At 34.6% G+C, this 25943-nt stretch carries 23 protein-coding genes; all 23 read left to right on the top strand.

The window, feature by feature from the left end; translation table 11 throughout:
* The first annotated feature begins 1 nt into the window (after position 1).
* The 23 genes from CBP76_RS00535 (at position 2) to CBP76_RS00420 (ending at position 25932) form a co-directional block, all read left to right on the top strand.
* Positions 2-781 (top strand): alpha/beta fold hydrolase, encoded by a 780-nt coding sequence (locus tag CBP76_RS00535; protein WP_102194976.1) that lies wholly within the window; start codon positions 2-4, stop codon positions 779-781.
* A gap of 680 nt (positions 782-1461) precedes the next feature.
* Entirely contained in the window at positions 1462-2397 is a 936-nt protein-coding gene (locus CBP76_RS00530; RefSeq protein ID WP_102194975.1) for a nitronate monooxygenase, read from the top strand.
* Between the two features lie 128 nt (positions 2398-2525).
* Entirely contained in the window at positions 2526-4025 is a 1500-nt protein-coding gene (gene glpK / locus CBP76_RS00525; RefSeq protein ID WP_102194974.1) for a glycerol kinase GlpK, read from the top strand.
* A 55-nt stretch (positions 4026-4080) separates the two neighbouring features.
* Positions 4081-5853: an FAD-dependent oxidoreductase gene (locus tag CBP76_RS00520; protein ID WP_102194973.1), complete on the top strand. Its 1773-nt coding sequence runs from the start codon at positions 4081-4083 to the stop codon at positions 5851-5853.
* Positions 5854-5898: 45 nt separating this feature from the next.
* Complete coding sequence (locus tag CBP76_RS00515; RefSeq protein WP_102194972.1) at positions 5899-6846, top strand: FAD:protein FMN transferase; 948 nt, start codon at positions 5899-5901, stop codon at positions 6844-6846.
* A gap of 209 nt (positions 6847-7055) precedes the next feature.
* Positions 7056-7547, top strand: coding sequence for a PTS sugar transporter subunit IIB (locus CBP76_RS00510; RefSeq protein ID WP_102194971.1), 492 nt, complete (start codon positions 7056-7058; stop codon positions 7545-7547).
* Between the two features lie 21 nt (positions 7548-7568).
* Complete coding sequence (locus CBP76_RS00505; protein ID WP_102194970.1) at positions 7569-8375, top strand: PTS mannose/fructose/sorbose/N-acetylgalactosamine transporter subunit IIC; 807 nt, start codon at positions 7569-7571, stop codon at positions 8373-8375.
* Positions 8365-9222 (top strand): PTS system mannose/fructose/sorbose family transporter subunit IID, encoded by an 858-nt coding sequence (locus CBP76_RS00500; protein ID WP_102194969.1) that lies wholly within the window; start codon positions 8365-8367, stop codon positions 9220-9222. Before CBP76_RS00505 ends, CBP76_RS00500 begins: the two co-directional genes overlap by 11 nt.
* An 18-nt stretch (positions 9223-9240) precedes the next feature.
* A complete protein-coding gene (locus tag CBP76_RS00495; protein WP_102194968.1) occupies positions 9241-9657 on the top strand; it encodes a PTS sugar transporter subunit IIA in 417 nt (138 codons plus the stop codon).
* 2 nt (positions 9658-9659) lie between these two features.
* Positions 9660-11858, top strand: coding sequence for a glycoside hydrolase family 31 protein (locus CBP76_RS00490; RefSeq protein ID WP_102194967.1), 2199 nt, complete (start codon positions 9660-9662; stop codon positions 11856-11858).
* Positions 11859-11863: 5 nt separating this feature from the next.
* A complete protein-coding gene (locus tag CBP76_RS00485) occupies positions 11864-12862 on the top strand; it encodes a LacI family DNA-binding transcriptional regulator (protein ID WP_102194966.1) in 999 nt (332 codons plus the stop codon).
* Positions 12863-13006: 144 nt separating this feature from the next.
* Positions 13007-13702: a GntR family transcriptional regulator gene (locus CBP76_RS00480; RefSeq protein ID WP_102194965.1), complete on the top strand. Its 696-nt coding sequence runs from the start codon at positions 13007-13009 to the stop codon at positions 13700-13702.
* Positions 13703-13903: 201 nt separating this feature from the next.
* Positions 13904-15181 carry a PTS sugar transporter subunit IIC gene (locus CBP76_RS00475; RefSeq protein ID WP_102194964.1) on the top strand — a complete coding sequence of 426 codons (1278 nt, stop codon included), beginning with the start codon at positions 13904-13906 and terminating at the stop codon, positions 15179-15181.
* Between the two features lie 277 nt (positions 15182-15458).
* The gene (locus CBP76_RS00465; RefSeq protein WP_102194962.1) at positions 15459-16547 is read left to right on the top strand and encodes a DUF871 domain-containing protein; all 1089 of its coding nucleotides are present in this window, start codon (positions 15459-15461) and stop codon (positions 16545-16547) included.
* A gap of 5 nt (positions 16548-16552) precedes the next feature.
* Positions 16553-17665: an amidohydrolase/deacetylase family metallohydrolase gene (locus CBP76_RS00460; RefSeq protein ID WP_425430291.1), complete on the top strand. Its 1113-nt coding sequence runs from the start codon at positions 16553-16555 to the stop codon at positions 17663-17665.
* Position 17666: 1 nt separating this feature from the next.
* Positions 17667-18761, top strand: a complete 1095-nt coding sequence (locus tag CBP76_RS00455; protein WP_102194960.1) for a DgaE family pyridoxal phosphate-dependent ammonia lyase — start codon at positions 17667-17669, stop codon at positions 18759-18761.
* Positions 18762-18763: 2 nt separating this feature from the next.
* Positions 18764-19498 (top strand): 2-dehydro-3-deoxy-phosphogluconate aldolase, encoded by a 735-nt coding sequence (dagF, locus tag CBP76_RS00450; protein WP_102194959.1) that lies wholly within the window; start codon positions 18764-18766, stop codon positions 19496-19498.
* A gap of 10 nt (positions 19499-19508) precedes the next feature.
* A complete protein-coding gene (locus tag CBP76_RS00445; protein ID WP_102194958.1) occupies positions 19509-20498 on the top strand; it encodes a sugar kinase in 990 nt (329 codons plus the stop codon).
* Positions 20499-20759: 261 nt separating this feature from the next.
* Entirely contained in the window at positions 20760-21650 is an 891-nt protein-coding gene (locus CBP76_RS00440) for an alpha/beta hydrolase (protein ID WP_102194957.1), read from the top strand.
* Between the two features lie 13 nt (positions 21651-21663).
* On the top strand, positions 21664-23097 hold the full coding sequence (locus CBP76_RS00435) for a PTS transporter subunit EIIC (protein ID WP_102194956.1): 1434 nt from the start codon (positions 21664-21666) through the stop codon (positions 23095-23097).
* 11 nt (positions 23098-23108) lie between these two features.
* Positions 23109-24164 carry a MupG family TIM beta-alpha barrel fold protein gene (locus tag CBP76_RS00430; RefSeq protein ID WP_102194955.1) on the top strand — a complete coding sequence of 352 codons (1056 nt, stop codon included), beginning with the start codon at positions 23109-23111 and terminating at the stop codon, positions 24162-24164.
* 2 nt (positions 24165-24166) lie between these two features.
* Positions 24167-25066: an N-acetylmuramic acid 6-phosphate etherase gene (murQ, locus tag CBP76_RS00425; protein WP_174683310.1), complete on the top strand. Its 900-nt coding sequence runs from the start codon at positions 24167-24169 to the stop codon at positions 25064-25066.
* Between the two features lie 11 nt (positions 25067-25077).
* The gene (locus tag CBP76_RS00420) at positions 25078-25932 is read left to right on the top strand and encodes a MurR/RpiR family transcriptional regulator (RefSeq protein WP_102194954.1); all 855 of its coding nucleotides are present in this window, start codon (positions 25078-25080) and stop codon (positions 25930-25932) included.
* The last annotated feature ends 11 nt before the right edge of the window (positions 25933-25943 follow it).

Raw genomic sequence — 25943 nt, 5'->3', positions numbered from 1 at the left:
AATGCAATTTGTAACGAGTGATGGTATAAAACTGGAATATGACGATATCGGTCAAGGAGAGCCAATACTTATTATGACTGGTTATGCTGGCTATAAAGAAATCTGGCGATCTCAGGTAGAAATATTGAGTCAATATTATCGTGTCATTAATTTAGACCGTAGAAACCATGGGCGTTCACAAACAACGACCAAAGGTTTGCGCATGAGTCGCCAAGGAAAAGATATCTCTGAATTATTGGATTATTTGAAACTGGATAAGGTCAACATGATGGGCAATTCAATGGGAGCAGCTACTATTTGGGCTTATTGTTCCCTTTATGGAGATAAAAGAATCAAAAAAATTATCAGTGTCGATCAATCTCCTAAAATGATTTCTGATGAAACCTGGCCTTATGGATTACTAGATTTGAATTGGGATAATTTTCCTAAAGCAGCTGAGGAAATGTATCACGTTCACACTACCTATCGTAATATTGATGATCAAACATACCAATTAGTTAAATCAGTTCAGAAGGGACGCAAGTTTGATTATGATTTAAATCGTCCTTTGTTGTACGATCATGCTTTTCAAGATTGGCGAGATGTTATCGGCGAGGTTTCAGTACCAGTACTTTTTATGTCAGGTAAAGAGAGTCCTTTTTGGTCTTCTGAACACGCTGCTGCCTCAGCTAAACTATGTAAAAAAGGCAAATCAATTGTTGTACCAGACTCAGGACATATAGTGATGTCTGAGCAACAAGAATTGTTTAATAAAATTATGATGGATTTCTTAAGATCTTGATTCATGAAAATAAAATTTTAAATACCAACTGCCTATAATTCAGTATAACGTTTTATTTATAGAAAATGAAATACAATATATAAATCTTTTACAAACTATAATATGAACCAAAAACAATAAATTATAACTATTAAAACTTAGAACAATAAGTTTAAGATATGAAAGGAATAACTATAGGTTATGTATATGTGAACTGAATAATTAAATATATTTTGAGTTAAATGATTATTAACAATAATTAGTTTATTTTTATAGTGATAAAATAAAAAAACATTTACATTTTATTATTTATTCAATAACTATAGGTTATATATAGTTTTAGCCCAATTGTATCAAGGATTTCCCCACTATATCAGGCTTAATTATGGTCAAAAAGAAAGTAAACGCTTTCAAAATTTAAAAACTGAAATGCCTATGAACCAGCATTCTTGTATGTGTAATAAATAGTTAAAATTTGATGGTAATTTGCAAATTGAAATATCGATTGTATCATAAATTGTAGGAGCGCTCGAGAGATTTAAAAACGTTTTTCAAAGGTAAACGATTGCAAAAATAAATTTATTGTAAATCAAAATCCATTTTCAATATTTAGCCTAGGTAAATGAAAATGAATTTTAAACCTATGAATTTCATTTATGGATTTGGTTATCATTTTATTTCAATATTGGAGGATATTCAAAATGAATGAAGTATGTAAATTATTAGATATTAAATACCCAGTTGTTCAAGGCGCTATGCAAGAAGTTGCTACTGCAGAATTGGCAGCCGCTGTATCAAATGGTGGTGGACTTGGTATCATCGCTGCTGGTGGTAAAACAGCTGAACAAGTAAGAGCTGAAATTCAAAAAGCTAAGAAACTAACTAAGAATACATTTGCCGTTAACTTGATGTTGATGGACCCTAATACGCCAGAGGTTGTTAAGGTCGTTATTGATGAGGGTGTCAAGGTTGTCACAACTGGTGCAGGTACACCAAAGCCATATATGAAAGACTTGAAAGCCGCTGGAATTAAAGTTTGTCCAGTTATTCCAAACGTTAAGATTGCTAAGAAGATGGAAGAAATGGGTGCCGATGCTGTTATTGCTGAAGGTATGGAAGGTGGAGGACACATTGGTGTTCTAACATCACAAACACTTTGGCCACAAATTGCTGATGCTGTTTCAATTCCACTTATTGCTGCTGGTGGTATCGGTGATGGCCGTGGTGTTGTAAACGCCTTTGTTGCTGGAGCTAAAGGTGTTCAATGTGGAACGATCTTCTCAATTTCTAAAGAAAGTCCTGTTGGTAATAACTGGAGAAAATTAGTTATTGATGCTACTGATACATCAACAGTCGTTGCTGGAGCAACCATTAAGGATGCTTCACGTATTATTAAGAACAACATTGCTTCTAAATTGACAGAACTTGAATTGGACCAAGTATCACGTGATGAATTTAATTCAGTTATGAACGAAGGATTGAGAAACGCTGTTCAAAAAGATGATGTTGAAGATGGTTTAGTATTCAGTGGTCAAATTTCAGGTATGATTCATGAATCATTGCCAGCTGGTGAAATTGTTAAGAAGTTGATGGATGAAGCCCAAGCAGTTCTTGGTAAGAAAATTGAATTAATTTAGGAGAATTCTTTAGATTTATGTTAGGAGTTAATAAAAATTAACTTAGTATTTATCATCACTTTGATGGTAATAGTGGGACTACTAAGATAGTCACACCTCTTTCGTAAATCCTATATGGAGAGGTTAAAATGACAGAAAAAAAATATATTTTATCAATTGACGAAGGTACAACTAGTACAAGAGCAGTGATTTTTGATCACGAAGGGAATAAAGTGATAGATTCTCAAAAGGAATTTACACAACATTTTCCACAACCGGGTTGGGTTGAACATGACGCTAATGAAATTTGGAATTGCGTTCTTTCAACGATTGCCGATGCATTCATTGAATCAGGTGTAAAGCCTAGTCAAATCAGTGGTATTGGAATTACTAATCAACGTGAAACATCCATTATTTGGGACAAAGAAACAGGTTTACCAATTTATAACGCAGTTGTTTGGCAATCACGTCAAAGTTCTAAAATTGCAAGCCAATTGATTGAAAAAGGTTATAAGGACCAAATTCATGAGAAAACTGGGTTAGTCATCGATGCGTATTTCTCAGCTACTAAGATTCGGTGGATTTTGGATCAAGTTCCCGGAGCTCAAGAGAGAGCAGAAAAAGGCGAGCTATTATTTGGAACGATCGATACTTGGTTGGTATGGAAACTTACTGGTGGCAAGGTACATGTAACTGATTATTCAAATGCTAGTCGTACAATGTTATTCAATATTAACGATTTAAATTGGGATGATGACATCTTAAAGATGTTGAACATTCCTAAGAAAATGCTTCCAGAAGTAAAATCTAATTCTGAAATATATGGACACACAGCAAATTATCATTTTTACGGCAGTGAAGTTCCTATCTCTGGGATGGCTGGTGATCAACAAGCATCATTATTTGGTCAATTAGCTTTTGAACCTGGCATGGTTAAGAATACTTACGGAACAGGTGCCTTTGTTGTTATGAATACCGGTGATACTCCAAAAATATCGGCTAATAACTTACTAACAACAATTGGTTATTGTATAGATGGCAAAATGCACTATGCCTTAGAAGGTAGTATCTATGTGGCGGGTTCAGCAATTCAATGGTTACGTGATGGAATGAGACTGTTTGAACATGCTTCTGAGTCACAAGCGGCAGCTGAGAAATCAACTAATGAAAACGAAGTTTATGTTGTACCGGCATTTACTGGTTTAGGTGCTCCATATTGGGACTCTGATGTAAGAGGTTCTGTCTTTGGACTAACAAGAGGTACAACTAGAGAAGACTTTATCAAAGCTACTTTACAATCATTGGCATATCAAAGCAGAGATGTTATCGACACAATGAAAATAGATTCAGGTATCGATATTGCCAAATTAAAGGTCGATGGCGGAGCAGCCAACAATGACTATCTGATGCAATTTCAAGCAGATATTCTTGATACTGAAATTGATCGCTCAGCCAATCTTGAAACGACTGCACTTGGTGCAGCTTTCTTGGCCGGATTAAGTGTTGGTTATTGGAAAGATGTTGACGATCTTAAGACGATCCATGCAACTGGTAAGATCTTTAAACCAGCAATGGATGCAGATGAACGTGAACATTTGTATACAGGCTGGCAGAGTGCTATTAAAGCAGCACAAAGTTTTAAAAATTAATTGCGTTACAGGTAATTAAATTAATTATCTATTGCGTAGTAACGAGGGACAGACTATGACATTTTCAATTAAAAGTAGAGCAGAAGAAATAAAAAAATTAAAAACTAGAAGACTTGATTTATTAATCATTGGCGGTGGTATTACCGGAGCAGGTGTTGCTCTACAAGCTAGTGCCGCAGGTATGAGAACGGCTTTGATCGATATGCAAGACTTTGGAGCTGGTACATCATCTAGATCAACACGACTAGTTCATGGTGGTATTAGATATCTTAAGAGTTTCGATGTTGAGGTTGTATCTGATACAGTCCAAGAACGTGCAGTCATTCAGCATGTTGCACCGCACGTAACTAGACCAGATCCAATGTTACTACCAATATATGATGAACCTGGAACGACATTTTCAATGTTTTCAGTTAAAGTAGCAATGGATTTATATGATCGCTTGGCAGGAATCAATAAGTCAGAACATTTAAAGAAATATGCTAACTATACTTTGGACAAAGAACAAGTATTGAAATTAGAACCACAATTGAACGCTGAGAACTTAGCCGGTGGTGGTATCTATCTAGATTATTTGAATAATGATTCACGTCTAGTTATTGAGAATATTAAGAAGGCACATGACTTAGGTGGCTTAATGGTTAGCCGTATGAAGGCTGTCAAAGTTATTCATAATCAATTTGGCAATGTCTGCGGTATGACTGTCAAGGACATGGTCAGTGGTGAAGAGTTTGATATTAAGGCAAAAATAGTACTTAATGCTTCAGGACCATGGTCAGACTTTGTTAAAGACTTGGATGAGAATCATGACAAGAAGAAAACTCAAATGCGTCCAACCAAAGGTGTGCATTTAGTTGTTGATCAATCTAGATTGAACGTTCCAAAGCCAACATACTTTGGTTCAGGAACTAATGATGGTCGTATGATCTTTACAATTCCAAGAGATGGTAAGACCTACTTTGGTACAACTGATACAGACTTTAAGGGTGATCTTACACATCCTAAGGTTGAACAGAGTGATGTTGATTATCTACTTAATATTATCAATAAGAAATATCCTGATGCCCATATCACACTTGATGATATTGAATCTAGCTGGGCCGGTGTCAGACCATTGGTTGCTGAAGAATCTGCTCCAGATGAGAAGAAAGAAGACAAACCAGATGTAGTTTCAGGTGCAAGTGATTCTGGTAGCCATAAATTAACTGCTTCTCAAGTATCAAGAGGTAGTTCATTGAAACGCGCGGATGATGGTTTGATCACTTTAGCTGGTGGTAAATTAACTGACTATCGTAAGATGGCTGATGGTGCGATGAAGATGATTATTGAAATCATGAATACGCAATATGCTCGTGATTACAAACCAGTTGATTCGGCTAATATCAAAGTTTCTGGTGGAGATTTTGATTCAAATAATGCTGAAGCAGAACTTGAGAATTATGCTAAGAAAGCTGTTGCTGCCGGTGTTGATCCTATTGGCGCTGAAAAGATGGCCAACATCTTTGGCTCAAATACGGATGAAGTTATTGCTGATGCTAAAACAACAACTCCAATTCAAGGTTTGAGTTTAGCAGAAACATTGAGTTTACGTTATTCAATGGAAAACGAAATGGCTTTGACACCGGAAGATTATCTCTTCCGTCGTACTAATAATTTGATATTCAATCATACTGAAATCAAGAATATTGAAGCTGGTGTTATTAAAGAAATGGCCGAATATTATAATTGGACGGATGAGCAAATCAAGGATTATACAAAGAAGACCGATGCTTTGATCAGTGAAGCAGGTTTGGATTATTTGAAAGATGCTAAACCAGTAGAAGCATAAAAAATTTTTTTGAATTAAGAATTTTTCGTCATAGGGAGTCTTATTATGTCAGAATTTACTAAAACCTATCATGCTTTGGGTACAGAAATTAAACTAACAGTATTTGAAGAAGGGCAAGTACCAGCTCTTGATAAAGCCTATGATTTGATTCAGTATTGCGAAGATCTTTTGACAGTTAATCGCACTAAGTCAGAAATAATGTCTATAAATTACGCTTCCGGCAAAGCTGCTGTATCTGTTTCTAAAATAAGCTATGACTTAGTAAAAGAAGCTGTTGAAGTTAGTCAAAAAAATCAAGGTTTTAACGCAGCAATCGGTCCTTTAGTAAAACTATGGCATATCGGATTTTCAGATGCTGAGGTTCCTAGTGATAAAGAGATTGAAAGTCGCTTAAAATTAATAAATCCTAGACGAATTATCTTAAATGATAAGGACAGATCGGTTTTCTTACTTGATGAAGGTATGGAATTAGATTTAGGCGGGATAGCCAAGGGCTATATTGCCGATGCAATTAAAAAATTGTGGAAAGAATCAGGTGTTGATCAAGGAATTATTGATTTGGGCGGTAACGTTTTGCTAGTTGGACCTGGCGTTCATGATGGAAACTGGAGCGTTGGTGTTCAATCACCATTCGATACACGTAGTGATTATTTAGGAATTTTGAAAATACCGGATTATTCGGTTGTTACCTCAGGAATTTATGAGAGATTTCTAAATAAAAAAGGCCATACTTATCATCATATAATGGACCCCAAGACTGGATATCCCGTACAAACCGACTTGATGGGAGTAACGGTTGTCAGTCCAAAATCAATTGATGGAGAAATTTGGTCGAGCCTAGGTTTTTATAATAATTATGATGGAACGATAAAACTTTTGAATGACAATAAGATAGGTTTGATCTTTGTTTATAAAAATAGAACAGTGCGCTTAACAGATAACTTACAAGACAAGTTCAAACTTACCGATAATAGTTTTTCATTAGTTGAGTAAGGAAAGCCTAAGCTAAAATAATTTTGGTTTATCGAAAAAACATCAGTCTAGCTAATTTGATGCTAGACTGATGTTTTTTTTGTGCAAATAAATTAGTTTCAGACAGGTCTTTTTTTAAATAAAAAAGTTCATTGACAAAATGGAACGTTCCAACTAGAATAAAAGTGTAAATGAAAGTGCTTCCAAAAAATAAAATGAGGTGTTCAAGGATGACAGTTATAGATGCAAGAGTTGACCAACGTTTGATTCATGGAATAGTTGTTAATCAATGGAATTCAAAATTAAATCCTAAAAGATTTATGGTAATCGATGATACGGTAAGTCATCAGCCTGAGATCAAAGATTCAATGAAATTGTCTAAACCGGCTGGTACTGGTATGAGTGTTATTGATACGGAAAAAGCCCTTACTAATTTTGGAAATGGGAAATACGATTCACAGAGGGTATTTGTAATTGTTAAAGAACCTGAAACGTTAATTAAATTGCTGGACATTGGGGTAGAAATCCCTAGTGTTAACTTAGGAATCGTCTTCGCTGAAGATGGTAGAACTAATATTAGTAAGTTTGTTTCATTGAATCAAAAAGAGGTTGATGATTTGAAAGAAATAGAATCACGTGGTGTACCTGTAAGAATTCAATACATACCGGAGAATGCATCAATTGATTTTGACAAAGCCATTAAGGGTCATGAATTTAATTAATATGTATAGGGGAAAATAATTATGTCTATTGAAATTATTCAGAATATATTGATCGTATTATTAGCGGCATATGTAACCCTTGATAATCTTGGTATAACGATTGTCAATTATTGGGCTGTAACAACTGGTATGATTGCCGGATTTATTATGGGCGATTTGAAGACAGGTTTGCTCATAGGTGGAACGTTCCAACTTATGTCGCTAGGTGTTGCTGGTTTAGGTGGTGCCTCTGTTCCTGATTATGGACTTGCAGCATTGGTCGGAACTTTCTTAGCAGCAAGAACTGGTTCAGGATTAACTGCAGCGATTGCTGTTGGATTGCCAGTTGGCTTGTTAGCAATTAATTTTGATGTGTTAGTTAAGATTCTAAATAACTTTGTTGCACATAGAATGCAGACATATGCTCACAAGCATGAATTTGAAAAAATGCGGATGATCGGATTGGTCGGGCCGTTGATGTTTGCATTGAAGAACGCCATTATCATGACAATTATCGTTTCTGTTGGTCCCAAAGCTGTTAACGCAATTTTAGCTATTATTCCAAAGTGGGTAACAAATGGTTTAAATATTGCCGGTGGAATGCTACCGGTTCTAGGTATTGCTTTATTAATGCATTACATGCCAGTTAAGAAATACATTTGGGCGGTATTCATTGGTTTCGTATTCAGTGCATATCTAAAATTACCAATTATTGGTATTTCAATTCTTGGAGCTGCGGCCTCAATTATCGTTTACAAAGTTGGGTTGAGTAAATCAGAAGCAAAGGCATCAACTGCTAATGTAGATTCAAATAACGAAGAAACAGAGGATGACGATTATGACGAGTAAAATAGACGAGACTACTACTATTACGGCAGGAAATAAGAAGGTTGAAATTACGAAAAAAGATCGTCATCATGCCATTTTAAGATGGATGTTTATGGGATCAGCACTTTTTAATTATGAAACTCAACAAGCTACATCAGTTGTCTGGTCATTCTCAAAGTTACTTAGAAAGATATATCCAGACGACGATGAGTATGTTCAAGCGTTGGATAATCATTTTAAATATTTCAATACTACAACCGCAATGGCAAACATAATATTAGGTGCAACCACTGCTATGGAAGAAAAGGATGGGATCAAGTCTAAAGACGCGGTTCAAGCATTGAAGACATCTTTAATGGGTCCATTTGCTGGAATTGGCGATACCATTATTTGGGTATTGTTGCCAACAGTTATGGGATCTATTTCAGGTTATATGGCAATTAATGGTAATCCTTTAGGTGCTTTAGCCTGGATTTTAATTGGCGCAATTATCTTTTGGATCAGATTAAAATTGTTCGATGTAGGTTATAACTCTGGTGTCAAACTTGTTACCGAGTTTGGTGACAAATTATCATTATTCACTGATGCAATTTCAGTATTAGGTTTAATGGTTGTTGGAACATTAGCAGCTACAGTAGTAAAGGTTTATACGCCATTAACATTTATGACAGGTAAAGTTAAGTTGTCAGTTCAAACTGGAATTTTTAATAATATTATGCCTGCATTATTGCCAGTTTGCTTAACATACTTAGTTTATAAGATGTTGAATTCAAAATTCTGGACACCCACTAAGATCATCGTTGCATTGATCGTATTATCCTTAGTTGGTTCATTTACTGGAATTTTAGGTGTAATGCCAACTAAATAGATTAGAGGATTTTATATAATGAAAAGAAAAATTATTATCGCATCACATAATCACATGGCTTCAGGTTTGAAAAGTACCTTAGAGTTCATTGCTGGAAAACAAGATAATGTACAAGTCTTGGATGCTTACGTCGATGGCAGTCCGATTGAAGAAAACGTAAAAGAAATGTTTGAAAAAACCGACGATGATACTGAAATCATTGTTTTTACTGACATGTTAGCTGGATCAGTTAATCAGAAGTTTTTTCCTTATCGGACGAGATCACATACACATATAATTACTGGAATGAACTTACCTGTAGTTTTAGCCTTCGCATTAGAGAGTGCGGATAAATATATATCTGTTGACCGTATACATGAGATTATTACTGAATCACGTAATGCGTTGCAATATGTTAATGAATTTCAAGTTGACGACGATGAGGAGGACGAATGATCATGAATAAAGTCGTTACAGGGGATACATACAGATTTACAGTGATCACCGATTCACTGATTAGATTGGAAGAAGATCCTGCTGGAAAGTTTGAAGATCGTCCCTCTCAAACAGTTGTTAATAGAGACTTTGACGAGCCAAAGGTTAAAGTGATTTCAGATAATAATGGTCATAAACTTGAAATAATTACCGATTCTTTTCATTTATATTATGACGGTGGAAAATTTACTCCGGAATCTCTCTATATTGATGCCGCAAAGGCACATGCTTTGTATCAGAATAGATGGTACTTCGGGACTAACAATGATGAAAGACATCAAAATTTGAAGGGGACTACTAGGACTCTCGATCACGCCGATGGTCAAGTTCCACTAGAAGATGGCATCATGTCCAAAGATGGTTATAGCTATCTGGATGATTCGAAGTCATTTATTTATATTAAAGATACTGATTCATATGTTCCAAGAGCAAATAAAGTTACCGATGGTTATTTCTTCTGTTATGGACGTGACTATCAAGCCACATTGTCGGATTTTTATAAGCTGACAGGACCAACTCCCATGATCCCAAGATTTGCTTTAGGCAATTGGTGGAGTAGATTTTATCCATATACTCAAGATGAATACAAGAAATTAATGCAAAGATTTGATAATAAAAAAATCCCAATAAGTGTTTCAATAATTGATACCGATTGGCACAGGCATGACATTCCTCAAAAATATGGTTCAAGTTGGACGGGTTATTCTTGGAATAAGGCACTGTTCCCAGATCATGAGAAGTTATTGAAGTGGCTTCATGATGACGGTAAGAAAGTATCATTAAACGTACATCCTGCTTCTGGAATCAGAGCCTTTGAAGATGACTATAAAGCTGTAGCTAAAACTATGGGACTAAATACGACCGCAGAAGAGCCAGCTTCGTTCGATCTTGAGAATCCAAAGTTTAAAAAGGCCTACTTTAAGGATGTCCATCATAAAATGGAAGATGAAGGTGTAGATTTCTGGTGGATCGACTGGCAACAAGGTGTTGCACGAACAGCTGATAAAATGGACCCTCTATGGCTGTTAAATCATTATCATTATAATGATAATAATAAGAGGAATAATGGGAATGGAATAATTCTGAGCCGATATGCCGGCCCAGGTTCACATCGCTATCCATTAGGATTCTCTGGTGATACTGTGATTTCATGGAGATCATTGGATTTTCAACCATATTTTACCTCAACGGCCGCTAATATCGGATATACCTGGTGGAGTCATGACATTGGTGGACACATGCGTGGTAATTTTGATGCAGAATTAGCTACTAGATGGGTACAATTTGGAATATTCAGTCCAATCAACAGACTTCATTCTTCAAATAATTTATTTGCGGGAAAAGAGCCTTGGAACTATCGTGAAGATTTTGAAAAATCTCAAGAAAAGTTTTTACGCTTAAGATCTGAACTATTACCATATATTGACACTGCAAATTATCAAACCCATATTAACGGTGTACCAATTAATAAACCGGTATATTATAATTATCCTAATGACAAAAATGCGTATGCTCATAAAAATGAATATTATTTTGGCTCAGAAATGCTAGTTTCACCAATTACGAGTCCGCATGATGAAGCAACTCAAACCGCTTTTAGTGATACATGGTTACCAGAAGGAAATTGGGTAGATTACTTTAGTCATTTGCCATATGATGGAGGTTCTGTTGTTAAGACTTATCGTGACAGTGATCAGATGCCAGTTTTTGTTAAGAAAGGTAGTTTGATCATAACCAACAGGGATTATATGAGTAATGGTAAATTACCCGTAAATATCAGTGTTGAGATCTTCAGTGGAGCAGATGGCAAGTTTCAGATGATTGAGCATGTTGGTGAGAAAATTGCTAAGACTACTTTCTATTGGGATGACCATAAACAAGTTCTAACATTCAATACGGATGATCCTGATAAAATCATTCCACAAGGTAGAAAAGTCGATCAGGTAATTTATGAATATAACAAGGAAGATGTTTTTGCTGAAATGAGGGCCAGACTTCAACGAGCTTACATGAGTTTGGATCTCAAACAAAAATTATTCAATGCTTTCAATTCTGAAAATTACAATTACGCTCATTTCATGAATTTATTGAATACATTGGAGGATAAAAATATACGAGGTAGTTTGAGCGAGGTTGCATACATTAGAGAATCGTATATTTAACAACTATGAAAAAACCAACAATGAATGATGTAGCCAAAGAGGCTGGTGTAGGACGTGGAACAGTTTCTAACTATATTAATGGTCAAAATGTTCGAGATAAGACTAAAAAAAAGATACAAGAAGCAATTGATAAACTAGGCTATGTTCCTAATTTACAGGCTAGAGAACTCAAGACGTCGAAAAACTCTACGGTTGTTTTGATTGTCCCAACTAGTTGGACACCGTTTTTCTCTGAATTAGTTTATAAAATGCAAATAGAATTGAATCATAATGGTTATCGAATGATTTTAGCTAATTCACAGAATGACCCAGCTGAAGAAGAGGAAATATTAAAGATGGCCTCTTTGAATCAAGTCTCAGGTGTTATTACTATGTCCTATTCAGATATTTATAATTTTATCAATATAGGGAAAAATTTGAATCTGGTTTCAATTGAACGTTATGTTTCTGAAGACGTTCCGCTAATAACTAGCGATAATTATAATGGTGGTAAATTAGCTGCTCAAAAATTAATTGAAATGGGATCTAGAAAATTCCTTCTCTTAAGAAGAAAAGTTAATCATGCTAATGCGACTGACCTAAGGACAAAGGGTTTTACAGACTACATAAATAGCAAACACTATCCGGTAGATGTGTTTGAAGCCTCATTGACAGATAATTATCGAGCTGAGTATAAAAACTACATTGAGTCGCATTATTCTACAGAAGATATTCCATTCGATGGCATCTTTTCTGTAACTGATGAGTATGGAACAATAATCCAGAATGCTTTAGAATCAATCAATAAAGATCTCTTGAACAAAGTTAAGATAATTGGGTTTGATGGTTCCAGTGTTTCGATGAATACTCCGATAGGTTTGTCATCTATTAGACAACCAGTTGATGAAATCGTTAAGTCGTCTGTAACAATCCTCCTTGAGATGATCAATGGATCACCAATTAAGAAGAATTATAAAAAAGTATTACCTGTTAGTTTTGTAAAGGCAGGGACATCATTTAAATAACGGTTGGTAAACATTCCAGAAATGGGATGTTTTTTTATTGATGATAACAGAAAAAATAATTTGCTTTCACAAAATAATGGTTTTATTAGTATTAGAAATACTATAATATATACAAACAAATTAAATAAACGGAGAATCGCTTATATGGCAACACAAATTTTATATCAAAAGGTCGCTGAAGATATTAAAAAGAATATTTTATCCGGCACTTATGAAGTAGGGACGTTGATTCCTACTGAAAATGATTTAGAGAAAAAGTATGACGTCAGTAAAATAACTGTCCGTAAAGCGGTTGAACTATTGGTTGCTGAAGGTTATCTCGTCAAAAAGAGTGGAATTGGTACGAGGGTTATTAGTAATAATTTATTTAATAAATTATCTAAAGCAAAGTCTTATTCATCGATCGTTAATGAACAAGGAACTTTAACTAAAGATATTTTACAAATAACGGCGGTAAATTCAGACGATACTCCTTTAAAAGATCGATTCAAAAATCAAAATATAATTTTCATTAAACGTCTCTATCGTTTAGATAATGAACCATTTATTATAGTTGAGCATTATTTACCTAATATTAATCTCCAAAATCAAGCTGAAAAGTTAAGTTATCAGTCGTTATACAAATTTCTTCAAGATAATGGAAAAGAACCATATAAATTTAAGGATGCTTTCAGCGTAACGGATTTGTCAAAAGATGATCAAAAACTTTTGCAGACCAAAGCCAAAACCGCGTTAAAGCGGATTCGATATGGTTACAATGATATTGGGGACTTGATTGAGTATACTGTTTCGATATATGACAGTAATAAATTCCCTTATGAAATAGAGTACGAGGTTTAAAAACTGAAAAATATGGTTAATTTGGGAACATTAAATCAAAATATCTAGTGATAATTGTACTTTGATTATTACTAGGTATTTTTGTTTTAAACAAGAAAGTATATTATTGCAGGATGGTTTTAAGAAAAGTATAAAATTAGTTAACCGTTTACATCATAACATTATAATGTTATGATAATTCCGAAAAAAGGAGGGATTGAGATGGACAATTTCGTTAATTTTCTAAATATAAAGATATTACCATTTGCTAATAAAATGGGGACACAACGTCATATGACCGCGATTAGAAAGGGGATTATTTCTACATTGCCACTTACGATTGTGGGTTCATTTTTCACATTGATTAATAATATTCCGATAGATAGTGTGGCCAAGGCTTTAGAACCTTATAAAGAACTTTTAGATATTCCATTTCGTTATACAGTGGGGATTTTAGCCTTATATGCTACCTTTGGAATTGCTTCTTCATTAGCAGAAAGTTATAAGTTAGACAAGTTAACCAATGGGATTTTAGCCGTATTGGCATTTCTTGTTTCAACTGCAGTTCCGATCCATGTTACTGAAAAGGTTAAGAATGTTATTGATGCTGGTCGTTACATTAACATTGCCAATTTGAGTGCTTCCTCACTTTTTGCATCGATTGTAACCGCTTTATTAACCGTAGAGATCTATCGTTTTTTTAAAGAAAAGAACATTACTATTAAAATGCCTGATGGGGTTCCACCAGAAGTATCAAATTCCTTTGTGGCATTGATCCCAGCAGCGGTTATTTTAATTTTATTCTGGGCAATTCGTTCAATTTTTGGTTTTAACATTGCTACATTTTTAAGCATGATTTTAATGCCATTAAAAGGTGTATTGGTAGGAAATAGTTTACTAGGTGGCTTATTAACTATTTTTCTAATTACTGGTTTTTGGACATTAGGTATTCACGGAGCAGCAATTATGGATCCAATCATTCGTCCATTTTGGGAAATGTCGATTGCTCAGAATATGAGCGAATTCGCCTCTGGTACGAGTGCACATCAACTTTCAACTATTTTTACAGAACAATTTCTACAATGGTTTATTTGGATCGGTGGAGCTGGTGGAACTTTAGCTTTGGTCGTATTGTTTATGTTTTCAAAATCAGCTTATTTAAAAGATTTGGGAAAACTTTCATTTTTACCGGGATTATTTAATATCAATGAACCGATTGTCTTCGGTGCGCCAATTGTTATGAATCCGATTTTAGGAATTCCATTCATTGTGGGACCACTTGTGACCGGGACACTTTCTTATATTTTAACTATTACGGGAGTCGTGCCGATGATGATGGCTCGGTTACCATTTACAGTACCAGGGCCATTGGGAGCTTTCATCAGTACTAATTGGAGTGTCCCAGCATTGATACTTTCATGTGTTAATTTCTTTATTCAATTAGCCATTTATTATCCATTCTTTAAAGTTTTTGAAAAACAACAATTAGAAAAAGAATAATATGAGGTGAAAAAATGTTGATCTTCCTATTACTTTTAAGCTTTTTTGTTCTAAGCGAAGTAACAGTCCAAAAGGGTTTAATGCCCAAATTTCTTAAGGATATGTCAGCAGGAAAGCTAATTCTATTTTCACTAATGATGATTCTTTTAACAGTTTTTATTGGTTTTTTTATAAAACAAATAATGATTTTAGTAATTTTAGTAACAATCTATTCATCAATTGTCATTTCTAATCACTATATGGCTGCGTTTCAAAAAATGGAAAGAGGTAAAAAGATATGACCAAACGAACATTAGGTATTTCACTTTATCCAGATCATAGTGATGTAAATGAAGATAAAAAATATTTGAAGATGGCTAGTGAATACGGATTCACCAAAATTTTCATGAGCATGCTAGAGGTATCTGAAGGTAAAGAGAGAGTTGCTGATAAATTCAGTGATTTGATCCAATATGCTAAGCGTTATGGATTTTCGACGACTTTGGATATTGCACCCAATATCTTTGATCAGTTAGGAGTTTCTTATGATGATTTAAGTTTCTTTCATGATCTAGGAGCTGATACGATTCGTCTAGATCAAGGTTTTGATGGACAAAAAGAGGCTTTAATATCGTTCAATCCACAGGAAATTAATATCGAGCTAAACATGAGTAACGATGTTGAATATTTGAATAATATTTTGAGTTATGAGGCTAATAAACCTTTTATTCAAGGATGTCACAATTTCTATCCACAAAGAAGAACTGGTTTGCCATTAGATTTCTTTATTAAATCATCTAAACGATTCAAAGATTTGGGAATCGATACAGCGGCCTTTATTACCTCACAGTCAGGACGAATCGGACCTTGGGATATTAATGATGGACTACCAACTTTGGAAATGCATCGCGATTTACCGATTGATGTTCAAGCAAAACATTTATTTGCTACAGGACTGATCGATTGTGTGATCGTTGGTAATGCCTATGCATCAGAAACAGAATTATCACAATTAGGCATGGTCAATCGCTACCAGTTAGCGTTTGATATTGATTTAGTTGATGATATCAATGAACTAGAGGAAGAAATCCTTTTTGATAATCAACATGTCAGACGAGGAGATATTACTGATTTGGTTATTCGCTCAACGCAGGTCAGAAAGAGATATAAGGATTATGACAATCCTGTTAGCATTAATACTCATGATTTCAAACCAGGTGATGTAGTTATTGGCAATAATAGTTTTGGAAAATATAAGAATGAATTACAAATAGTTCTCAAGGCACACACAGATATACGGAAAAATAAGGTCGCGGAGATTACTCAAAAAGAACTTTTCCTTCTAAATTACATAGGTCCGTGGGATAAATTCAAATTTGGGAGATGATCTCTTTGAAAACTTTATATGTAAAGAATGGATTGGATGGTAATAATGATTCAATTGAACTTTTGTTGGAAGATGGAAAGATCAAGGCTGTAGGATCTAAATTGGAGGTTGAAGCCAAAGAAACCCTCGACCTTCGTAGTAAAGCTTATGTCAGCGCTGGTTGGATAGACGATCATACACATTGCTATGAAAAATTAACACTTTACTATGATGATCCAGATAAGATTGGATACTTGACCGGAGTTACAACGGTCATTGATGCTGGTTCAACTGGAGCTGATAATATTAGCGATTTTTATAAGATTACTCGTAATAAAATAACCAATGTTTATGCGATGATCAATGTTTCAAGAACTGGAATTTTAGAACAAAATGAACTGGGTGACTTAGAAAAAATTCAATTTGGACCGCTTAAAAATGAGGTTGGTGAACATCCTGATTTCATCATCGGTATGAAGGCAAGAATAAGTAAATCAGTTGTAGTAGGCAACGGAGTGAAGCCTTTGTTACTGGCTAAAGAGTTTCAAAAGCGGTTAGAGAAAAAATTACCTTTAATGGTACACGTTGGTACTAATCCCCCTGAATTGTCGGAGATTATGGCAGTTATGGATTCAGGCGATATTATGACGCACTGTTATAACGGCAAGAAAAATGGGATTTTAGATCAAAATAGAGAGATTAAACCATTTGTTAAAGAAGGATTAGCTAAAGGAATTATTTTTGATATTGGTCATGGAACGGATAGCTTTAATTTTCAAACGGCTCAAACAGCGATAAAGAATAATATTCAGGCACAAAGTTTAAGTACTGATATTTATCATACTAATCGACAATGTGGTCCCGTTTATAATATGGCAACTTGTATTGAAAAAATGTTGTATTTAGGCTATGAAATGACGCAAATTTTACCAATGATAACCACAATACCGGCGAAAAATTTTAATCTAAATACCAAAGGAAAATTGGAAGCAGGCTATGATGCTGATTTAACGATTTTTGAAATAAATAAAGGAACCAAACAACTTAGAGATTCTAATGGAAACATAAAGACTACCAATACTTTAATAAACCCTATTTATAGTGTGGTTGGCGGAAATGTGTATTCGATAGGAGAATGATATGGATATTTATGATAAATATGGCTTGAAGAAAGTTATTAATGCTGATGGAAAAATGACTATTTTGGGTGTTTCGAAGGTTTCGAATCAAGTCATAGAAGCGCAAAAAGAAGGGGCCCAGAATTTTTTTGAGATGTCAGACTTACTAGTTCAAACAGGTAAATATTTAGCAAAGTTAGTTGGTAGCGAAGACGCATTGATCGTTAATTCGGCTTCAGCAGGTATTGTTGAAACAATTGCAGGAATAATTGGTCAGGGCAGTTCATATCATGTTGGACATCCATATACTGAAAAAATCAGCAAGCGAGAGGTCATCTTGCCTATGGGACATAATGTTGATTATGGAGCACCGGTTGACGTGATGTTAATGGTAGCAGGTACCAAAGTGATCCCAGCAGGATATGCTAATATGTGTACACCTGAGCATTTGGAAATGGAAATCACAGATCAGACAGCTGCCATTCTATACATTAAGAGTCATCATACTGTACAAAAAAGTATGTTATCTATTCCTGAAGCAATTGAGGTTGCTCACCGACATGGGTTGCCTTTGGTACTTGATGCCGCGGCCGAAGAAGATCTTTTGAAATATATTAAATTAGGCGTAGATGTAGTTATTTATAGCGGAGCTAAAGCAATTGAAGGACCTGCATCAGGAGTTGTTTTTGGTAAAGAAAAGTATATAAAATGGGCTAGAATACAAGGTGCTGGGATTGGTCGAGCAATGAAGATTGGCAAAGAAAATATTATCGCTTTGACAACAGCTATTACTGAATATTTAAAAGAAGGGCCCGAATCTGGGCAAGCCATGATCGAAAGACTGAAACCATTCGTTGAAAAACTATCGGAAATATCAGATTTACAAGTCAAAATCGTTCAAGATGCGGCAGGGAGAGAAATTTATCGAGCTGAAGTTAAACCAAAGAAACTTTCAGCTAAGTCAATTTGTGATCAATTAAAAAATGGCGAAACGGCAATTTATGCCCGAGAGTATCGAGTGAATGAGGGAATTATCGAGTTTGATATTAGAGCCGTTAATGAGGTTGAAATGTATCAAATTGTATCAAGATTAAAGGAAATAGTTGAAGGAGAATAATTATGGATTTATTACCAAATTATTTAGATAATGGTATTTGTTTGAATGTTTTAGCCAATTCAGTTCAGAATGCTAAAGATTGTTATGATGCGGCAGAAGGTCATGTGGTTCTAGGAGTTTTAACTAAGAATTATTCAAGTGATGAGTCTGCTATTGAAGATATGAAAAAATATCAAGTAGCAATTAATAATGCTGTTTCAGTTGGTCTGGGTGCGGGAGACCCTAAGCAGAGTTCAATGGTGACACGTGTTTCTAAAGCCATTCAACCACAACATGTTAATCAAGTTTTCACAGGTGTAGGTGCAACTAGAGAAGCCTTAGGACAAAATGAAACTATTATCAATGGATTGGTGTCACCGACAGGAAAAGTTGGAGTAGTGAATATAGCAACTGGTCCATTAAGTAGCCAGACACCTTCAACTGAGGTTTCAATCGAAACAGCGATTGCATTGTTGAAAGATATGGGTGGTTCTTCGATTAAATTTTTCCCAATGAAGGGACTAACTCATAAAGAAGAATTTAAAGCAGTAGCCAAGGCTTGTGCAGAATATGATTTTGACTTAGAACCCACGGGTGGACTAACACTTGACAACTTTGAAGGGATCGTTTCAATTGCAGCCGATGCAGGAGTTAAAAGAATCATTCCCCATGTTTATAGTTCAATTATTGATAAAGAAACAGGAGATACTAGACCAGAAGACGTTGCTAAACTTTATCAAATTATCAAGAAGTTCTAGGGGTTAAATTATGAATATTTTAGCCTTTGGAGAGGTAATGTTGAGATTTACAGTTGCCGATAAAATGATGTTAGAGCAAAGTGATAGTTTAACTGTTACAACCGTGGGAACAGGCGTAAATTTACTAAGCAGTTTGGCACATTTTGGATATAATACGACAATTTTGACAACTATTCCTGATAATCCGGTTGGTGAAAAAACTGTTTCTGATTTGCGAAAATTGGGAATTTCTGACAAACGAATACTTCGTAATGGTAAAAGTATGGGTAGTTTTTTCGTTGAATTAGGACATGGGTCCAGACCAGAGCGTGTCACATACCAAGACAGATTGTCCAGTTCCTTTAGTCAAATGAATTATGAAAATTATGATTTTGAAAAGGCACTGATTGGAATTGATGTTGTCCATATTTGTGGAATCGCGTTAAGTTTGACCAAGCAAACCCAATTGGCTGCAATAAAGCTTGCGCAAGAAGCACATGATAGAAATAAGGTAGTATGCTTTGACTTTAACTATCGAATTAGTTTGAATCAGGAAAATAACCATGATTCAATAAAGAAAAGGTATCAAAAAATGTTGCCTTATGTTGATATTTTGTTTGGTAGTAAGAGGGACTTAACTGATTTGTTAGACTATCAGGACGATAATGAAACTAATTTATATGAAAAACTCTGTAATGAATATCAAATAAATTTTTTTGCGGGCAGTAGAAGAAGTTTTATTGATAGTAAAAAATACTTTGAAGGATTTATTTTTCATCATGGTAAACTCTATAGATCTCAGGCCAGAGAGTTAAACATTTTGGATCGGATCGGCAGTGGGGATGCCTTTGCTAGTGGTATATTGACAGGGCTATTTGAAAAATGGGATTTTGAAGATACTTTAGAATTTGCTGTTGCTAATTCAGTTTTGGCTCAATCGACGATGAATGATGTGCCCATTTTTAGTAAAGAGGATGTTTTTAATTATATTGATAATAGTCAACAGGATTTAATTAGATAGTTTTTATCTATTTAATATGTGACAAATATAAATAGTTCCATACTAATTTTTTAAATATACAAAAATGGTCTGTATTGATATTAGCTATGTTTTTTCAAACATGGTTGATAAATCAATACAGACTATTTAATTTGATCAATTAATTTGTTCATATGAAATTAAATTTCTTTTTTATCAACAATATTGATGACATCTTGAAATTTAATTCAAAAGATGTATTATCTATTTGTAAACGCTAACAAAGATTGGAAGGGAATTCTCATGAAATTATATGTTAAAAGATTTTTAGTTATTTTAACCGGTGTTATAGCAATGCTAGGAATAACTACGTTTACTAGCACTAAAGTTGACGCAGCTGCTAAAGTATCGCCTATCAGTATGGTAACAACCACAACAATGTATTCTAAACAAATGCATTTAGATTGGAATTATGATGTTTATCTACCTGCTGGATATAATCCAAAGTCAAATAAGAGATATCCAGTTTTATATATGATGCACGGATTATATGGAAATCATAGAAATTTACTAGAAAGATTCAATTCTCAACAGATGCTTGATGGATCAATGAAAAGGAATAATCGAAAGGCAATTGTCGTTTTCATTGATGGTTTTAACAGTTTTTATATCAATCAAAAAGATGGTTTAAAAGTAGAAAGTGCCATTATGAAGGATATGATTCCAAAGATTAATTCTACTTATAAGGTTTCAAAATCAAGATCAGATCATGCAGTTGGCGGTATCTCAATGGGAGGTTATGCGGCTGCTAGATTATCTTTGAAATATTCTAATTATTTTTCCAAAGCAATCATGGTATCTCCATCGGTTTGGTATAGTTTGCCAAAGGATAATCTAATTAGAAAAAATATGCATGCTTTCACTGATGGTAAGACAAATTGGTCTGATAAAGTTTATGACAGTTTATTTCCAACAAAATATATTAATAAAGATACTAAACCAGTGAAGTTTTATGTAGAAACTACCTCTGGTGATACAACTGTACCTATCAAAAATGTTAATCGTTTTGTTAAGACATTAAAGAAAGATAAATTCTCTGTTAAATATGTTAAAGATACTGGTGATAATCATAATTGGACTTATTGGACTAAGGCAACTCCAAAAGCATATGAATGGTTAATGCAAGAATTCTAAGGGGGGAACAACGATGACTAATAAAGATATTGCTAATGAAATATTGAAAAATGTTGGTGGTAAAGAAAATGTTACGGCTAACGTTGCATGTATGACTAGACTAAGGCTTGGAATTAAAGACAATAACCAAGTTAATGTTGATGAATTGAAGAGAATTGATGGTGTTTTAGCAGTCGTTCAAGCTGATACGTTACAAGTCGTTTTGGGTCCAGGTAAGGTAAACAAAATTGCAGAACCATTTGCTGAGTTGACTGGTGTTCCTTTAGGTAGTGAAGCTGATGATGAAACTGAATCAACAGAGAATATTAAAGAGATCGCTAAAGAGAACAAGCAGGCTAACAAAGCTAAGCATGATAAACCCTTACAACGTGGTCTTCAACATATTGCTAATGTTTTCATACCTTTATTGCCTGGTATTATTGCTGCTGGACTAATAAATGGTTTAGCGAATGTTATTGATTATCAAACTGGACAAGCTTTTGCTACTGACTGGTGGTACATGACTATTAAGACTTTGGGATGGGGATTATTCACCTTCTTACCAATCTTTGTTGGAATGAATGCTGCTAGAGAATTCAAAGGTAGCCCAATTCTTGGTGGTATTGGTGGAACTCTTTGTTTAGGAGTAGTAGTCACGGGTTCGCCATTAAGTACACAAGCTATTTCCATGCCATTTACACATGCTCCGTATACAGTTGGAGTTGGTGGTTTAATAACGGCCTTAATTATGGGTATTTTCTTCGCCTTCTTGGAAAGAAATATTCGTAAAATTATGCCAAGTGTTCTGGATACATTCTTTACACCATTATTAACTGTTATTATCGGTTCATTGATTGCTGTCGTATTTCTACAACCAGTTGGTGCTGGCTTGACAACAGCTATTTACACAGTTATGGATTTTGTTTATACAAAGTTGAGTGTTTTTGGTGGATTTATTCTATCATCAACATTCTTAGCATTGGTATCAGTTGGTTTGCATCAGGCTTTAACACCAATTCATGTTCTACTAAACGATCCCACTGGACCTACACATGGTATTAATTATTTGTTGCCCATTTTAATGATGGCTGGCGGCGGTCAAGTTGGTGCTGGTTTGGCTTTATACATCAAATCAAAGAACAAGCGTTTTAAAAAAATGGTTATGAGTTCTATTCCAGTCGCTATTTTAGGTGTGGGTGAGCCTTTGATGTATGCTGTTACTTTGCCATTAGGTAGAGCCTTTGTTACTGCAAGTATTGGAGCTGGTTTTGGCGGTATCGTAGCTTCATTATTTCATCTAGGTGCAGTTTCACAAGGCGTTTCAGGTTTGTTTGGATTATTAATTATGCAACCAGGACAACAACTAAGCTATTTACTAGCTTTATTAGTAGCTTATTTGGGAGGATTTGTAGTTACTTGGTTCTTTGGTGTTGATGAGAATAGAATTAATGAAATCTATCCAGAATAAAGGAGTTTAGTATGTTAGGATTTTCAGTTTATCTGCATAATTCATTAAATCAAGAAGATATTAAGATATTTCATAAATTTGTTGATGCTGGCTTCAAAGGGGTCTTTACATCCATTAATTTACCGGAAGATGATCCAAAAGTTCTATTAAAGAATTTAAAAAAACTAGGTAACTTGTGCTTTGAAAATCAACTTGAATTGACCCTAGATATTTCATTAAGTGCGTTGAAGAGACTGCAATTAGATTTATCCAAGAATATAAAAATCTTTCAACAACTAAATGTCACAATGTTGAGAATAGATGACGGTATTTCTATTGAAGAAGTGGCACAATTGTCCACTAAGATGAAAGTGGCTTTGAATGCTAGTACAATTGAACGACCTGATATTGAAAAATTAAAGTTATTAAAAGCAGATTTCGATAATTTAGAGGCTTGGCATAATTATTATCCTCGTGAAAATACTGGTTTGGATAAAGAATGGTTTGAAGCAAGAAATCAGTGGTTGAAAGATAATAATTTTAGAGTGATGGCATTTGTACCAGGAGATATAAATTTGAGAGCACCTGTTTATAAAGGATTGCCAACCTTAGAATCTCATAGATATCAGAATCCCTTATCTTCAGCAATAGCTATGAAAACTATGAATGTGGATCGTGTTTATATTGGAGATCCGGCCTTAAAAGATAGTACGTTTGAACAATTTAAACAATTTTTTGTTAATGATATTTTACAAATAAGAGCAAATTTTGTAGACGCTCCGAGTTATATTGAACAAGTATTTCATCAAAGAGCGGATGTATCTCAGGATGTTGTTAGATTACGTGAGGGGAGATCACTTAATCAAGCGATTGTTTTACCTCTCAATAATCATCTAAGAAGCCGCGGAGCAGTGACCTTAGACAACAGATTATCAGGACGTTATCAAGGTGAATTGCAGATAGTTAAGCGACAGTTATCAGCCGATAGTACGGTAAATGTAATCGGACAAGTTGTTGATAATGATATAGAATTATTAAATTATTGTATTGCCAATCAGGCTATTCAATTAGTTGATATAGGAAGTTAGGAATGATCAAAATGGATATAAAAGAATTGTCAACAGAAAGTCGCAATTCAAAGACAAATAATTTGGATGAAATGAGTACTGAACAAATAGTTGAGATAATGAACAGCGAAGATCAAAAAGTTGTTATGGCTGTGAATAAAGAATTACCTCAGATTGCCGAAAGTGCTAGTAAAATTGCTGAATCCTTTAAAATAGGTGGACGCTTATTTTATATCGGTGCTGGTACAAGTGGCCGTTTGGGAGTATTGGATGCAGCGGAATGTGTACCTACCTTTGGTAGTGATCCGGAAATGGTTCAAGGATTAATCGCTGGTGGAGAAAAAGCAATGATTTTGGCTGTTGAAGGTGCAGAAGATAATGTTGAATTGGGAGCAAGCGATTTAAAAACGCACAATTTAACTAAGAAAGACGTTGTTGTGGGTATAGCAGCCAGTGGCCGAACTCCCTATGTCATTGGAGGATTGGACTATGCCAAATCAATTGGAGCTGATACAATAGCCATATCGTGCAATGAAAATTCAATAATTAGTCAACATGCCGATATTAAAATTGAGGTCGTTGTGGGACCAGAGGTATTATCAGGTTCAACTAGATTAAAATCAGGTACAGCTCAAAAAATGGTTTTGAATATGCTGTCCACTGCTTCGATGGTTCGTATTGGTAAAACTTATGGTAATTTGATGGTTGATGTTAAACCGACAAATAAGAAGTTGGTTCAACGATCAATAAATATTATCTGTGAGGTAACTAATGTTGAAGAAGATAAGGCCTTAGAAATTTTGAAAAAAGCAGACTATTCAGTCAAAGATGCTATCGTGATGATATCCAAACAAACGGATAAATCAACTGCTGAAGAAACATTGAAGAAGTCTGGAGGGTTTGTACGAAAAGCAATTAGATGAGGATTTAGAAGATGGTAAATACAATTTTGTTAACAATTCGTGCGAAAATGGAAAATGCTAGTAAAGCAGAACGGATTTTGGGAAAATATATTCTAAAGAACGTTCAAGAGATTCCCAATTTAAGCGTTGCTGAACTTTCAAAGAAAAGTGGAGTTAGTCAAGCAACAGTGGTTAGATTTGCTCAAGATTTAGGTGTCGATGGATTCAAAGGTTTGAAGGTGGAATTGGCACGCAGTTCAAATATTAGTACCAGTGGTATCTATGAAGAAATTTCACCTAATGATGACGTTGATGAAATAAAGGATAAATTGGCAGTGAGGATTCAACATACCTTGGAGATAACTAGTAAAGGACTTAATAAAGATGTTCTTCAACGGACAGTTGATCTTTTAGGCGAGGCTAGTATTATTCAAACTTACGGTTTGGGTGCATCAAGTCTTGTAGCTCAAGACTTTACGCAAAAATTTTCACGAATTGGTACAAGTGTATTGAATACTCAAGATACCCATCTGATGGCATCAAATTTTCTCACACAAAGAAATAAACAAGTATTGTTTCTAATCTCTGATTCAGGAGAGACTTTGGAAACCATTACTTTAGCTAAATTGGCAAAGGATGAAGAAGTTCCAATTATTGGTTTAACTTCTAATCCTCAAAGTACTTTGGCAAAAATTTCCAATATTAAAATTTTAACCAGTGATAATGTTCCCAAAGATAGAATTAGATCGGCAGCGACCACGTCATTGATAAGTCAATTGTATACGGTTGATTTAATATATTATCTTTATTTACAACGAAATTATGAAACCAATGTTCAAAAACTTAAAGAATCCCATTTGTTAGTAAGTAAATATTTTTCCAACTAAAAAACCTAGTA

It is taken from the genome of Companilactobacillus nuruki (assembly GCF_002872255.1).
GTDB classification, from domain to species: Bacteria; Bacillota; Bacilli; order Lactobacillales; family Lactobacillaceae; genus Companilactobacillus; species Companilactobacillus nuruki.
This window is presented reverse-complemented; position numbering and strand designations above follow the sequence as displayed.